The organism is Flagellimonas ochracea, from assembly GCF_009903685.1.
Lineage (GTDB): Bacteria > Bacteroidota > Bacteroidia > Flavobacteriales > Flavobacteriaceae > Flagellimonas > Flagellimonas ochracea.
The window spans coordinates 678126-692252 of record NZ_JAAABI010000002.1; the positions used below are offsets into that span (position 1 = coordinate 678126).

A 14127-nucleotide genomic window follows, 5' to 3' on the forward strand; every position below is an offset into this window, starting at 1 on the left:
GTATGAGTAAAATATCTTATTACACAGAAGAGGGATTGAAGAAATTGCGTGATGAGCTTAACCAGTTAAAGGACGTGGAACGGCCAAAAGCCTCACAGGCCATTGCAGAAGCCAGGGACAAGGGGGACTTATCAGAAAATGCGGAATATGACGCCGCCAAGGAAGCACAGGGACTACTGGAAATGAAAATAGCAAAAATGGAAGAAACATTGTCCAATGCCAGATTGATAGACGAATCCCAGTTGGATACTTCCAAAGCCTTGGTATTGTCCACTGTAAAATTGAAGAACCAAGCCAATGGTATGGAAATGAAATATACCCTAGTGGCGGAAAGTGAGGCAGACCTTAAATCGGGGAAAATATCCGTGACTTCCCCAATAGGTAAGGGGCTGCTGGGCAAATCGGTTGGTGATACCGCCGAAATTCAGGTGCCCAATGGAATATTAAAGTTTGATATTTTAGAAATAACAAGAGAATAGAAGCTTTCAAAATCCGTATATTTAATCCTGTCAATAGACAGGATTTTTTCATTTTAAACCAGCTTATGCCAAGCATATTCACCAAAATCATCAACGGAGAAATTCCTTGCTACAAGATTGCTGAGGATCACGACAATTTTGCCTTTCTGGATATAAATCCAAATGCTAAGGGGCATACCCTCTGTATTCCCAAAAAAGAAGTTGACAAGTTGTTGGACATGGATGAAGAAGATTACATGAAACTAATGGCATTTTCCAGAAAAGTGGGCCAGGCCATACAGGCCGCCATTCCATGTAAACGGGTGGGCATGTCAGTCATTGGCCTGGAAGTCCCCCATGTGCATGTACACCTGATTCCCTTGCATAGCATGCAAAATGTTACTTTTCGGTACAAGGAAAGTATGACCCCAGAAGTATTTGAAAGTACCGCGGCCAGAATCCGGGAGCATCTTAAATAAGCCCTTCCATACGTAGGTAAATGCCTGCAGCCACCAAGGCAATCATTAAAATAAGAAGAGCAAAAAACAGCCAAGTGAACCTCACCGAGGCGCTATCTGGCTCGACCAACTTATTGTAGTAATCGAACACACGTTCAATATCAGGCGTCCAGTTGACAGGATAGATAATGGAATGACACTTTTTGCATTGTATTTCATGGGTAACCTGATTCGTGGTCCTATGAAATAGTGCATTGTACGTATGTTTTTGATAAAAACTGATTTTCAGTTCTTGGTTGAAGCACTCAGGACAGTTATTGGTAATATCGGCTTCCTTGATTGCAATTCTCTTTTCCTTTGCCATAGTTCATTGTTCATTTGATTTTAGGGTAATCTGCATAATGGTACCTTCCTTATTGGATGAAAGTACTCTAATTTTTCCTTTATGATATTCTTCCACAATCCTCTTAACCAAGGAAAGTCCTAGACCCCAGCCTCTTTTTTTGGTAGTTACACCAGGGTTGAAGATGTTTTGAAAATCACTTTTGGGAATCCCGTGACCTGTGTCCGAAACAAGAATGTTTACATGGCTACCCTTCTTCTCAATTTGAATACCAATGCTGCCCTTTCCCTTCATGGCATCGATACCATTTTTTACCAGATTTTCAATACTCCAATTGTATAGGGGAGGGTTCATTAGCACAGGAACGGCCCCTATATTTGAGCTAAAGGAGAAATGGACCAGTTTCGAACTTCTTTGTTTCAGGTACTGATAGGCTTTTTCTGTTTCTTCCACAATATCATGGACTTGCAACTCGGGAATAGACCCAATTTTGGAGAATCGCTCGGTAATGGATTGCAAGCGATTGATGTCTTTTTCGATTTCTTTGGTAATCTCTGGGTTGATTTTTTCCGTTTTCAACAATTCGTTCCAGCCCAAAAGGGAGGTCAGCGGTGTTCCAATTTGGTGGGCCGTCTCCTTGGCCATGCCAGCCCATAATTTATTTTGCTCCGATGCCTTATTGGTCTTGAAGAAAAAGAAAATGACGGCACCAAAAAGGAATATGATCAACAATAGCGCCAATGGGTAATATTTCAATTTGTTCAAAACCTCAGAATTGCCATAATAGAGTGTTTCCAAAAGCTCACCCTCCTGAACAATTTGTATGGGTTCGTTCTCGCTTCTGAACTGCCTTATTTTTCTTTGGATGTAAACACTGTCAGAAGCTTTTTCTTCCGCAATATTATGAGTTTTAAAAGAACCCTCTTCATTTACCAGAATCATTGGGGTAGAGGTATTGTTGCCCATAACTTTAAGGGTCAGGTTGCCCAATTCTTGATCTACTGAAGATTGGATGAGCTCCAATTGGGCCGTGGCCCAAATCTCCATTTTTAACCGCTCCTCTTCCTTAAACTTTTTGAAAAAACTATTGGTGTTCCACAAAATGAGGCTAACAATAACAAAGGCTGAAATCAACAGCACAATATTGGAAGCTTTCTTCTTGGGGCTAAAGTTCATTTTTTTGGTAGAATTGTGAATAAAGATAGCGGAAAATGGAAAACATGTTGATACTTCCTTTAGTTTACAATTCAGAATAGGGCTCATTTTATGTACATTTGAAGCTTATAAAAACTGGCTTACATGGAAGTTCAAGGAAGAATAAAAATGATAGATGAAACCAAAACCTACGGTAGCAATGGTTTCAGAAAAAGAGAAATGGTAATTACCACAGAAGAGCAATATCCACAGCATATTTTGGTGGAATTTGTTCAAGATAAATGTGATTTGTTGAACAACTACAACGAGGGTCAACAAGTGAAGGTGAGTATCAATCTTAGAGGCAGGGAATGGGTAAATCCCCAAGGGGAAACCAAATATTTCAACTCCATACAAGGTTGGCGTATTGAAAACCTTGAGGCCGCAGCGGGAGGTGAAAACATGCCACCTGTTCCACCCATGGAGGCCTTTGAACCAGCCGAGGATTTAAACGAAGAGGAGCACGACGATCTACCATTCTAATCTGTTTTGGGTGCGACCAAGGCAATAGAGCAACTTTTTAAGAGGTTTCTGCCGACCCCGTTCACCATAGCTGTATTGCTTACTGCTGTGGCCATGGTAATGGCACTGGTTTTTACTGAGAACACATCTGGGGAAAACCATTTTTTCAACATTATGTCCCATTGGGAAAATGGGATTTGGAACACGGGTCTTTTGGTATTTGCCTACCAAATGATGCTCATTTTGGTTTTGGGCCACGTGCTGGTGCTTAGCCGACCTATGGAAAACCTAATCCTGAGCATCACAAAATTGGTTACCAATCCGTGGAATGCTGCCATACTGGTAGCCATGCCAACGATGTTGGTCTCATTTTTTAACTGGGGACTTGGTCTCATTTTTGGGGCAATTTTGGCCAGAAAAGCGGGAGAATCGGCAAAATCACGCAACATTCCAATCAATTACCCATTGATTGGAGCTTGTGGCTATACAGGCCTGATGGTATGGCATGGAGGCATCAGTGGGTCTGCACCCATCAAGGTGTCGGAAGAAGGGCACTTGACTGAATTGATGCAAGGAGTCTCCCAAACAGGATTATTGTCCAAACTGCCAGAGTCAATACCTACCTCCTTGACCGTTTTCAGCTATTGGAACCTCATAGTGTTCGCCCTTGTCGTGGCCTCAATCTCCATAACCGCCTATTACTTGGGAAAAAGAACAGACGCCACCCAAATTGATTTGCCTCAATACAAATTCAAATCCCATGATGGGACGGAAAAATTGAAGGGAGCGGAAAAGTTGGACTATTCAAAATGGCTTTCCACTTGTTTTGGCCTATTGATTCTTTTCGTTTTCTTGCTTCAATACCTACCTGCTCTTACAGCCTTGAACATTACGCCGAACATGCTCAACTTTTTTATGTTGGGATTGGCCATTGTCCTTCACGGAAGTTTCAAGAGTTTTTTGACAGCCTTGGAAGAGGCAATTGGAGATGTGGCGGGAATCTTGATTCAATTCCCTTTGTATTTTGGCATTATGGGAATCATGGCCGGAAGCGGAATGATCAATGCAATTTCCGATTTCTTCGTGTCGATAAGTTCCTCAACCACACTACCGATTTTTACTTTTTTTAGTGCAGGACTTGTAAATATTTTCGTTCCCAGCGGAGGAGGACAATGGGCGGTTCAGGGTCCTCTGGTCTTGGAGTCGGCCTTGCGATTGGGTGTTCCTTTGCCCAAAGCCGTAATGGCCTTGGCCTACGGCGATCAAGTAACCAATATGTTACAGCCTTTTTGGGCACTTCCCCTATTGGGGATTACCAGATTAAAGGCTAAGGAAATACTGCCTTATACCCTTATTTTTATGATAATAGGAAGCCTAATTTATTTAGCAGGGCTGCTGATTTTTTAGACCTATTCGTATTTTTATAAAAAAATAGCCCTTGGAAAATAACGGAAATAACTTCCCCCTATATTTTTTGGGAGAACGGTTGGAGTTTCCTCCTGTTGAACAAGCAAATCAGGATGGTTTGTTGGCTGTTGGGGGTGATTTGTCCACTGAAAGAATGCTACTTGCCTATAAAAGCGGAATTTTCCCATGGTTCAATCAGGATGCCCTGATTCTGTGGTGGAGCCCCGATCCTCGAATGGTCCTTTTTCCCGAAAGGATAAAAATTTCGAAGAGTATGCGTAAAGTAATGAGTAGCCAACAGTTCAATCTCACTCAGAACACTTGTTTTGAAGCCGTGGTAGAAGCCTGTTCCCAAGTTGAGCGTAAGGGTCAGGAAGGTACTTGGATAACGGAAAACATGAAATCTGCTTATTTGGAATTGCACAAAAAGGGATATGCCAAGTCTTATGAAGTTTGGGAAAATGAAAAATTGGTTGGCGGGCTTTATGGAGTGGATTTAGGCCACGTTTTCTGTGGAGAAAGCATGTTCAGCCTCACCCCGAACGCATCCAAGTTTGCATTTATCAAGTTAGCGGAAGAACTGGCAAAAAAGAAATATAGAATGATAGATTGCCAGGTGTACACGAATCACTTGGAAAGTCTTGGTGCTGAGGAAATACCGAGGGCAAAATTCTTGGAAATCCTACAATCCTGAGCTACACTATCTTCAATATCTTACTCTGCCAAGGGTCCAAACTAAAATTATTCAATTTATTGGTATTGAGATTGGATTTGGCCAAAGTGTAGTTGTTTTCTTTTAAATCCGCGTTAAAGGTTTGGGGCGCATCACTAAAATTATGCAGTACCAGAAAATCCCCATCTGCATCCCAGCGGCGATACACATATAACTGCCCATGATTTTCATCCAAACAAGCATAGTTTCCATAAACTAGAGCGGGATTGGCCTTTCTAAAGGCAATCATTTCACGGTAATAATTTAAAATGGAGTTTGGGTCTTGTTCTTGTTTTGCCACATTGATGTGAGTATAATTCGGATTTACCTTTAACCAAGGTTCTCCTTTGGAAAAGCCGGCATTTTTATCGTCATTCCATTGTACAGGTGTTCTGGCATTGTCCCTACTTTGGGAATGAACTATGGATAGAAATGCATCCATATCTTCACCCTGCTGTTCGGCTTCTTTCCAAGCATTAAGGGTCTCTACATCATTATAATCCGAAATACTGTCAAAGGCAACATTGGTCATACCGATCTCATCCCCTTGATACACATAAACGGTACCTCGAAGCGTAAGTAAAAGGGTTGCCAAAAGTTTAGCTGAAGCTTGATGGTACCGGCCATCATCCCCAAAACGTGAGACCATGCGCGAAAAGTCGTGATTGCCCAGAAAAATGCTTCCCCAGCCTTTATCCTTTAGGACATCGTCCCAATTTGTAAAGACTTGTTTAAAATCATTTAAGGTAAAAGGTTGGGGATCGTACTTGCCACCAATTCCACAATCGATGAACATGTGGTCAAAATGAAACACCATATCCAATTCCTTTCTTTCCTCGCCTACATATAAAGGGCCATTTTTTAAATCGATTCCAGGACCTTCACCAACAGTCATGATGTCGTATTTTGAGAGAACTTCTTGGTTCATCTCTTTGAGATAGTCATGAATTTTGGGCCCATTGGCATAGTCGTGTACAATGGTATCCTGGAACTTCTCATATTTGGTATTGGGAAGGCCTTCGGGTTTTGAAATCAGGGAAATTACATCCATACGAAAACCATCAACCCCTTTTTCGAACCAATATTCGACAACGTCAAAAATTTCTCTTCTCACTTTGGGGTTTTCCCAGTTGAGGTCGGGTTGCTTTTTGGTGAAATAGTGTAGGTAATATTGCTGGGTAGCTTCATCATATTCCCAAGCACTTCCACTGAAGAAAGAAGTCCAATTGTTGGGCGGCCCACCATTTTTTCCATCTTTCCAAATATAGTAATCCCTAAAGGGATTGTCTTTTGATTTTTTGGCTTCTTGAAACCAAGCATGTTCATCAGAGGTATGGTTAGCCACTAGGTCCATGACCAATTTAAGCCCCTTTTTATGCATTTGTTCCAAAAGTTCGTCAAAGGCATTTTGACCTCCAAAATCCTCAGAAATTTTACGATAATGGCTTATGTCGTAACCATTATCATCATTTGGAGATTCATAAACCGGACAAAGCCAAATCACATCAACCCCAAGAGATTTAATATAATCCAGCTTTTCGAGGATTCCCCAAATATCTCCTACGCCATTTCCCGTAGTATCCCTAAACGAACGCGGGTATACCTGATACACCACGCTCTCTTTCCACCATTTTTTTTTCATCAAGTTGTCCTGGCTTATTAAGAGAAGACAAAATATGTGCTAATTACCAAAATAGAAATGAAGGCACCAACGACAAAAGCATATTTCCAAGGGGTAATATCGATAACATCGGTACTTTCTTCTTTTGTCACTTCTTTTTTGGGTCTTATTTTACCGAAGAGTAGCATCACCAGAATGTTGAACACAAATAAAATGCCCATTACGTGAAGATAATGTGGATAGGCTTCAGCTTTTATTATGCTCAACTGTGAAACATCGGTTATACCTTGGGCCTGTGCAAGTGCAACGGCACTTTCCCTAAAATTGGGTTCCAAAATCAACAAGCTGATCAAGTAAAGAATCACTCCTCCAATCATCACCACCTTGGCACCCAAAGCAGGAACTCTTTTGGTCAAAATTCCTGTCATCACCACGGCCAAAATAGGAACACTCAAGCTTCCCAACGATTGTTGAATGTAACTGAACAGGCCGTCTGGAGCATTGGCAATAAAGGGAGCAATGATCATGGAAACGATTCCCAGTCCAAGGCCAAATCGTTTCCCTGCCTTTACCGTTTCCATATCTGTGGCTTCCTTGTTGAAGAAGAATTTATAAAGATCGAAACCAAACAAGGTTGCACTACTGTTCAGCAAACTATTGAAAGAACTTAGGACCGCTCCAAAAAGTACTGCTGCAAAGAAACCTGTTAATCCCGCAGGAAGCACCTTTGCAACCAAAGCAGGATAAGCTTGATCCGCATTTTCCAGCTGGCCATCAAAAACATGCCATGAAATAATACCTGGAACCACCACAATGATGGGGATGAGGAACTTAACAAAACCGGCAAGCAACATTCCTTTTTGTCCCTCTTTTAAACTTTTTGCACCAAAAACACGCTGCAAAATGGATTGATTGGTCCCCCAATAGTAAATTTGGGCAAGCATCATTCCGGTAAAAACAGTCCCGAAGGGGATTGAGGAGTCCACCGCACCTTTCATTACGAATTTATCCGGATTGGATTCCCAGAGTGTATCCAGTCCTTGTGAAAAACTTCCATCTCCAATAAGCATCAATCCAAAAACGGGTATTAACAGACCACCTACCAACAACCCGATGGCATTGATGAGATCGGATACAGCAACAGCCTTTAACCCACCAAAAATAGCGTACACCATACCTATTAAACCTATGGACCACACACAAATCCAAATCACGGTCCATGGTTCCATGCCCAGCACATTGGGCAGGTCGAACATGGTACTGAACGCCAGCGAACCAGAATAGAGTATAGTTGGTAAAAGCACCACACCATAGGCAAAAAGAAAAAGAATGGAGAGCAGTGCCTTGGTCTGTTTGTCAAATCGATTTTCTATAAATTCTGGAATTGTGGTAATCCCTTTTTTCATGTATTTGGGGAGCAAAAATATGGCGGTAAAAACCATCGCTATAGCCGCTAGGGTCTCCCATGCCATTACCATAAGTCCTTCAGAAAAGGCCTGCCCGTTCAACCCTACAATTTGTTCTGCTGAAAGGTTGGTCAACAGCAGTGACCCTGCAATAGTTACAGCGCCGAGGGAGCGCCCTCCCAAATAATATCCATCAGCTGATTTTTCATCGGTTTTACGGGTGGCATACCAGGCCACCACGGCAACAAATAGTGTGAATCCCGTGAAAGAAATAAGTGTAAGTACTCCCATGGTAGTGAATCAAGTTAGTTTGTGTTGATTTCAGCAAGATAGAGAAATTTCTATGTGTTTGTAAAAATATGGCTTGTAAGTTTGTGCTGGGGGGACCCATAAGCGTTGTTGACATCACGTGTAAAGTTGTAATGAAATAACTGAAAAACAAAACAGGAATTAACTATATAATTAAAAATCAAATACTTACAAAAAATAAGTTATATCGAGCCAATTATGGGAAAAAACAAAAAGGGCTAAACCTCATGATATCTAAAACAGGTTATTTCATGGTCGTTCACCATGCCCGTAGCCTGCATATGCGCATAGATGACGGTACTGCCCACAAATTTGAACCCTCGCTTTTTTAAGTCTTTGCTAATGACGTCTGAAAGAGTTGTCGTAGCCGGTGCATCCTTATAATTTTTCCATGTGTTCTTGATGGGTTTTCCATCCACAAAATCCCAAATGTAGTCACTAAAACTTCCAAATTCCTTTTGTGCTTCCATAAAGGCCTGGGCATTGGAAACTGTGGCGCGCACTTTTAGTTTATTTCTTATGATACCGGGATTCTGTAGCAATTCTGCAATCTTGTCTTCGTTGTAGTTGGCAATTTTTCTATAATCAAAATCGTCTAGGGCTTGCCGAAAGTTCTCTCGTTTTCTCAAAATGGTGATCCAGCTAAGTCCTGCTTGAAAGGTTTCCAAGATCAAGAATTCAAAAAGTGTGGCATCATCTTTTACAGGTACTCCCCATTCGAGATCATGGTATTCCTCGTATAGCGGGTCTCCCACACACCAACCACAGCGATGTTTTTCCATTTGTACTTCTTTTCACCAAAAATAAGCGAAAATCAGAACCATTGGATGATTACGAGATACAGGGGCATGCCAAGTGTGATGTTGAATGGGAAAGTGACGCCCAGGGCCATGGGCAGGTAAAGACTGGGATTGGCCTTGGGAGCTGCTATTCTCATGGCAGCGGGCACAGCGATGTAAGATGCACTGGCGGCCAATATGGCAAATAAAAATCGATTTCCTATACTTTCGGTGATATATTGGCTGAACCAAGCTACAAAGCATCCATTGATAATGGGTAACCCTATGGAAAATACCATGGCAAACCACCCTTTTTTCAGAAAATCGTTGAGTTTTTTACCGCTAGTTATGCCCATATCCAAAAGGAACACCGCCAAGAACCCCTTAAAAATATCGGTGGTGAAGGGTTTTATGCCTTCGGCCTGTTGGTCGTTAGCCAAAAAACCAATGGCCAAACTGCCCAAGATAAGCAGCACGCTACCGTTGGTAATGGAATGGTGCAAGACCTTAGAAAGTTTTCCTTTTTCTTTTTTGTCCTTTCGGAAAAGGTTCATCAAAAGTACTCCTATAATGATGGAAGGTGCTTCCATAAGGGCCATTACCGCCACCATGTGCCCGCCAAACTCAATCTGTTCCATTTCCAGAAACGAAATTGCGGTCACAAAAGTGACCGCACTTACCGATCCGTAGGCTGCTGCAATGGCCCCGGAATTTTCAACACTAAACTTACGCCTCAGAATAAAGTAGGCAAAAATGGGGACGGATATTGCAAGAAACACTCCAAAAAAAAGTGACCACACAATCTCCATGTTAAATTGGCTGTGGGACAACTCCAACCCTCCTTTGAACCCTATGGCAAAAAGCAAGTATAGGGAAATGAACTTTGATGAGTTTTGGGGAATTTCAAGATCACTCTTGACTTGTACCGCAAAAATCCCTAAAAAGAAAAATAATAAAGCAGGATTTGTGAGGTTGTCAATCAGCAGGTGCAGATCCATCCACTATTCTTCTAGGGTAATTTTAAGAATCCCATCGATGCGAAGTCTTTTTCCTTCTCCGCGAATGCTGTTAATGAAATCCTTGGCAATTCTCTTTTCTTTTTCAAGTTCTTTTATCCTTTCATCGGGAAATTTGGTATTGGCATTTTTGTCACCCTCGCACCAAGATAACCGTTGAAGCTTGTGGAAGTTGATTTTTTCATCAAGCAGCGCCTGGATTACATCATTGGCTTCCGAAGCGGTAAAAGTACCATCTACCAATTGTATTTTTTGTTTTGTGTCTATCATTGTTTCCATGATTATATGTTTTTGTTATGATCTTTTTACTTGACTTTTCCCCATAAGATGAATAAACATCAGCCCGAGAACAATGGCCATCGAAATAAGTAGCCAGCCAAAGAACAGATAGTTGTTCAGTGCGGACATCATCAGTATGATAGCGAACATGAAACCCATCAGGGTAAAATAAATAGGATAGTAACGCTCTGAATTTTTGGTTTTTTCCCTGGTTAGAGAAAATCTGGAATCTTGAGTTATTTTTTCAGCCATGATTAATATTTTATGCAAATCTCTGATAAATTATTTATATAATTTTATTTATATTTATTATGCTTTATATTATTAATATTTATGAATTATACTTTAAATCAACTTCGTATTTTCTTGAAAATTGTTGAAAAACAAAGCATTACCAAAGCATCTGAAGAACTTCACCTGACCCAGCCAGCGGTTTCTATTCAGCTGAAAAACTTTCAAAATCAATTCCCAATTCCTTTGACGGAGGTGGTGGGAAGGCAACTTTTTGTTACCGATTTTGGACAGGAAATTGCAGAAGCTGCTAGACGAATTTTAAAGGAAGTGGATGGTATCAACTACAAATTATTGGCATATCAGGGAGAGTTGGCGGGCAGGCTGAAGATTTCTGTCGTCTCTACGGGAAAGTACGTCATGCCTTATTTTCTTTCCAATTTCATGCGTGAAAACCCCGGAGTGGACTTGGTGATGGACGTTACCAATAAATCACGGGTAGTGGAAAGTCTGGAAGAAAACCAAGTGGATTTTGCCTTGGTGAGTGTTTTGCCCCAACACCTGAACTTGAACAAAGTGGGTTTGATGAAAAATATCTTGCATTTGGTGGGCAATCCCAAATACTTCAACAAAGTAAAATTGGGCAAGAGTTCATTTTCGAAGGATACGCCGTTGATCTTCCGGGAAAAGGGCTCGGCCACTAGGGCAGCCATGGAAACCTATCTCACCAAAAAAAATGTAACAGTGAGCAAGAAAATTGAGCTAACATCCAACGAGGCGGTAAAACAGGCCGTTATTGCAGGTTTGGGATGTTCTATAATGCCTTTGATAGGTGTCAATAATGAACTAAAAAAAGGGGATTTAAAAATAATCCCCTTGAAAGACCTTCCAGTTATCACCACATGGAACCTAGTATGGCTCCAAAACAAAAAACTATCACCCGTCGCTTTGGCCTTGTTAGATCATTTAAACGCGACCAAGGAGAAAGTCATCAAGGACAACTTTGCATGGGTTCAAGAATACTAGGTGTTCTGAGGTGATGGCATTTTAGGGGTTATTTTTATGGTGCTGTCTATTTGTAGGTTCCAACCGTTATTACGAGCTTCCAAAACCAACTTGGTCACCTCCTGTTTTGCAGCCTTTAGGGCATCAATACGCTTTTGGGAGTTCTCGGAATCAGCGTTTTTCACTTCTTTTAGGTTTAAAAGTCTAACCGAATGAAATTTTACCTTATAATTGAGAAGGGAAAGCAGAACCTCTGCGGATTCTGCTGGTTCAAATTCACCTTCTACCAAGCTAACTTCAAATTTGGGAGAAACATCTGACGGCTGGTCGTTTTGGGGCAGTGTTTTCGATTTACTGCCCCTGAGCCATTGAAAAAGCTTGTTTTCCATCGAAAAAGTATAGGTTTTCCGTCTTGATTACATCAAGATTGTTTGCAATTGCATTTTGCAGCAACTGTGGAATATCTGCCTTTGAAGGATGGACGTTATCTTCCAAAGCGATAAATCGACATCTCCAGTGGTCCGTGCAGAAAGTTTCCTCAAAGCCATTGGGCCAAACCTTGACCCCACGGTTAGTGATAACCTGCAGTTTTAAATCTTCAGTTTCAATTTGTTGCAGTTTGGAAGCTATTTCATCTGGATTTTCCCCCGACCAATCAACAAAAAGGTCAACGCCTCTCAACTGCTTATCCCGAGACTTTTTCCGCTCAGCCTTTGGAATACTTATTGGAGCACTGGTTTCATATTTTACTTTTTTGAGCGTTTCAGGTTCGTTGCCCAAATTGGCTATAACAGCATCCGCAAATTCTTGGGTGCCAACTTTTCTGTTGCTGACGGTTTCGTCATATACGTCATACGTATGGATGCCATCTTCCATGGTTTTTAGCCAAGCATTTTCAATTTTTTCAGCTATTTTGTTCTGTCCTAGGTGGTTGAGCATCATGACCGCGCCTTGAAGCAGACCTGAAGGGTTGGCTAGATTTTGACCGGCTCTTCGGGGTGCGGACCCATGAATGGCCTCGAACATGGCGCAGCTTTCACCGATGTTCGCGGAACCGGCCAAACCTACCGATCCTGTAATTTGGGCCGCTACATCAGATAGCACATCACCATAAAGATTGGGCATAACGATCACATCAAAGTTCTCTGGAGTATCAGCCAGTTTGGCAGCACCTATGTCCACAATCCAGTGTTCGTTTTCAATTTCGGGGTATTCAGGGGCTATTTCATCAAAAACTTGATGGAACAATCCATCAGTTTGTTTCATTATGTTGTCTTTAGTGAAACAGGTCACCTTTTTTCTGCCGTATCTTTTGGCATACTCAAAAGCATAACGGACAATTTTTTCACAGCCTGGTCTGCTGATGAGTTTAAGACACTGCACCACCTCATCGGTCTGCTGGTGCTCTATACCAGCGTAAAGGTCTTCTTCATTTTCTCTTATAATTACAACGTCCATTTTTGGATGCTTTGTCTTAACAAAGGGATGGATGCTACGACAAGGTCTTACATTGGCAAACAATCCCAAGGATTTACGCGTGGTTACATTAAGACTTTTGTAACCACCACCCTGTGGGGTGGTTATGGGAGCCTTTAAAAAAACCTTGTTCCGTCGTATTACTTCCCATGAATCTTTTGAAATACCAGAGGTGTTTCCTTGAAGATAAACACTTTCACCAACCTGTATTTCGTCAATTGCCAATTGTGCGCCCGCCGCTTTTAAAATTTTCAACGTGGCATCCATAATTTCGGGACCGATTCCGTCCCCTTTTGCTATTGTAATTCTATCCATAGTTTAAAATTTGGACAAAAATGAAATTAATTTTGCATATATTTTTATTTATATTAATTATCGATAACATTAAATAAAATTATATCAATCAGAAATAGATTGCGTTTGAATAGCATCATAGCCTTGACTTTGGGACGCTGATTCATGGCTCTAAGAAGCAGACTTTTAAGTGTTCAATAGGTTTTAGAAAAGCTGACTGTTCCTGAAAATTGTCAGGCACTTACTGAAGATTTTTGCTCAGAATAGCTCGTATTGTTGGTTTGTATCCATAAAAATCTTTGCCATCTTCACGGCGCAATACAACCTGAGTGGTTCCGTCCGGCATGGTTTCCATTTGATCAACGACCACCACGCTTCCATAAAGGTTTAAAGTCATGCCAAAACCAGATTTGGAGTTCAGCGAATTGTTCATGATCACAACTTGGGAGTTGGGAATTTCGAGCAGTAAGGTCTCATGCGCATCACCACGACTTTCTGAGAAATGTTCAACGGTCATTATCTGTTGCTGTTGAGAACTAACATTAAATATGACTAGCAACATGAAAATTGAAAGTGGGAGTATTCTTCTTTTCATAAGCCTAAAATTTTATATAACTTTAAATATAAGCATTAATCGCCCATCAAAAAGTAATGCTATTGTTAAAAAGTAGTTAAAC

The 14127-nt window shown here is 41.2% G+C and carries 17 protein-coding genes; 6 read left to right on the top strand and 11 right to left on the bottom strand.

Annotated elements, in window-relative coordinates; all coding sequences use genetic code 11:
• Window positions 1-2 precede the first annotated feature (2 nt).
• The gene (greA, locus tag GTQ34_RS08680) at window positions 3-479 is read left to right on the top strand and encodes a transcription elongation factor GreA (protein ID WP_166523378.1); all 477 of its coding nucleotides are present in this window, start codon (window positions 3-5) and stop codon (window positions 477-479) included.
• Between the two features lie 65 nt (window positions 480-544).
• Window positions 545-937 (top strand): HIT family protein, encoded by a 393-nt coding sequence (locus GTQ34_RS08685; RefSeq protein ID WP_166523379.1) that lies wholly within the window; start codon window positions 545-547, stop codon window positions 935-937.
• Here the strand turns inward: GTQ34_RS08685 and GTQ34_RS08690 are convergent.
• A complete protein-coding gene (locus tag GTQ34_RS08690) occupies window positions 930-1280 on the bottom strand; it encodes a hypothetical protein (protein WP_166523380.1) in 351 nt (116 codons plus the stop codon). The genes GTQ34_RS08685 and GTQ34_RS08690 overlap by 8 nt on opposite strands.
• A 3-nt stretch (window positions 1281-1283) precedes the next feature.
• Window positions 1284-2435, bottom strand: coding sequence for a sensor histidine kinase (locus GTQ34_RS08695; RefSeq protein ID WP_166523381.1), 1152 nt, complete (start codon window positions 2433-2435; stop codon window positions 1284-1286).
• Window positions 2436-2558: 123 nt separating this feature from the next.
• Between GTQ34_RS08695 and GTQ34_RS08700 the strand changes: the two genes are divergently transcribed.
• Genes GTQ34_RS08700 through aat form a run of 3 tightly spaced genes read left to right on the top strand, consistent with a single transcriptional unit; the run spans window position 2559 to window position 5016 of the window.
• Window positions 2559-2936, top strand: coding sequence for a DUF3127 domain-containing protein (locus GTQ34_RS08700; protein ID WP_166523382.1), 378 nt, complete (start codon window positions 2559-2561; stop codon window positions 2934-2936).
• 6 nt (window positions 2937-2942) lie between these two features.
• Window positions 2943-4322, top strand: coding sequence for a short-chain fatty acid transporter (locus GTQ34_RS08705; RefSeq protein WP_166523383.1), 1380 nt, complete (start codon window positions 2943-2945; stop codon window positions 4320-4322).
• A gap of 31 nt (window positions 4323-4353) precedes the next feature.
• Window positions 4354-5016, top strand: coding sequence for a leucyl/phenylalanyl-tRNA--protein transferase (gene aat, locus GTQ34_RS08710; RefSeq protein ID WP_166523384.1), 663 nt, complete (start codon window positions 4354-4356; stop codon window positions 5014-5016).
• Between the two features lies 1 nt (window position 5017).
• On the opposite strand, the gene GTQ34_RS08715 is transcribed toward aat, so the two are convergent.
• The 6 genes from GTQ34_RS08715 to GTQ34_RS08740 all read right to left on the bottom strand — a co-directional run bounded on the left by GTQ34_RS08715 (window position 5018) and on the right by GTQ34_RS08740 (window position 10696).
• Window positions 5018-6676, bottom strand: a complete 1659-nt coding sequence (locus GTQ34_RS08715; RefSeq protein ID WP_166523385.1) for an alpha-glucosidase — start codon at window positions 6674-6676, stop codon at window positions 5018-5020.
• Window positions 6677-6693: 17 nt separating this feature from the next.
• On the bottom strand, window positions 6694-8352 hold the full coding sequence (locus tag GTQ34_RS08720) for a solute:sodium symporter family transporter (RefSeq protein WP_166523386.1): 1659 nt from the start codon (window positions 8350-8352) through the stop codon (window positions 6694-6696).
• Between the two features lie 236 nt (window positions 8353-8588).
• Entirely contained in the window at window positions 8589-9152 is a 564-nt protein-coding gene (locus GTQ34_RS08725) for a DNA-3-methyladenine glycosylase I (protein ID WP_166523387.1), read from the bottom strand.
• A gap of 32 nt (window positions 9153-9184) precedes the next feature.
• Window positions 9185-10147: a sodium-dependent bicarbonate transport family permease gene (locus GTQ34_RS08730; protein WP_166523388.1), complete on the bottom strand. Its 963-nt coding sequence runs from the start codon at window positions 10145-10147 to the stop codon at window positions 9185-9187.
• Between the two features lie 3 nt (window positions 10148-10150).
• Complete coding sequence (locus tag GTQ34_RS08735) at window positions 10151-10444, bottom strand: hypothetical protein (protein WP_166523389.1); 294 nt, start codon at window positions 10442-10444, stop codon at window positions 10151-10153.
• Window positions 10445-10459: 15 nt separating this feature from the next.
• Window positions 10460-10696: a hypothetical protein gene (locus GTQ34_RS08740; protein ID WP_166523390.1), complete on the bottom strand. Its 237-nt coding sequence runs from the start codon at window positions 10694-10696 to the stop codon at window positions 10460-10462.
• 81 nt (window positions 10697-10777) lie between these two features.
• On the opposite strand from GTQ34_RS08740, the gene GTQ34_RS08745 reads away from it, so the two are divergent.
• Window positions 10778-11701, top strand: coding sequence for a LysR family transcriptional regulator (locus GTQ34_RS08745; RefSeq protein WP_166523391.1), 924 nt, complete (start codon window positions 10778-10780; stop codon window positions 11699-11701).
• On the opposite strand, the gene GTQ34_RS08750 is transcribed toward GTQ34_RS08745, so the two are convergent.
• The 3 genes from GTQ34_RS08750 to GTQ34_RS08760 form a co-directional block, all read right to left on the bottom strand.
• Window positions 11698-12069: a hypothetical protein gene (locus GTQ34_RS08750; RefSeq protein WP_166523392.1), complete on the bottom strand. Its 372-nt coding sequence runs from the start codon at window positions 12067-12069 to the stop codon at window positions 11698-11700. The genes GTQ34_RS08745 and GTQ34_RS08750 overlap by 4 nt on opposite strands.
• Entirely contained in the window at window positions 12032-13471 is a 1440-nt protein-coding gene (locus GTQ34_RS08755; RefSeq protein WP_166523393.1) for an NADP-dependent isocitrate dehydrogenase, read from the bottom strand. Before GTQ34_RS08755 ends, GTQ34_RS08750 begins: the two co-directional genes overlap by 38 nt.
• A gap of 220 nt (window positions 13472-13691) precedes the next feature.
• The gene (locus GTQ34_RS08760) at window positions 13692-14045 is read right to left on the bottom strand and encodes a hypothetical protein (RefSeq protein ID WP_166523394.1); all 354 of its coding nucleotides are present in this window, start codon (window positions 14043-14045) and stop codon (window positions 13692-13694) included.
• Between the last annotated feature and the right edge of the window lie 82 nt (window positions 14046-14127).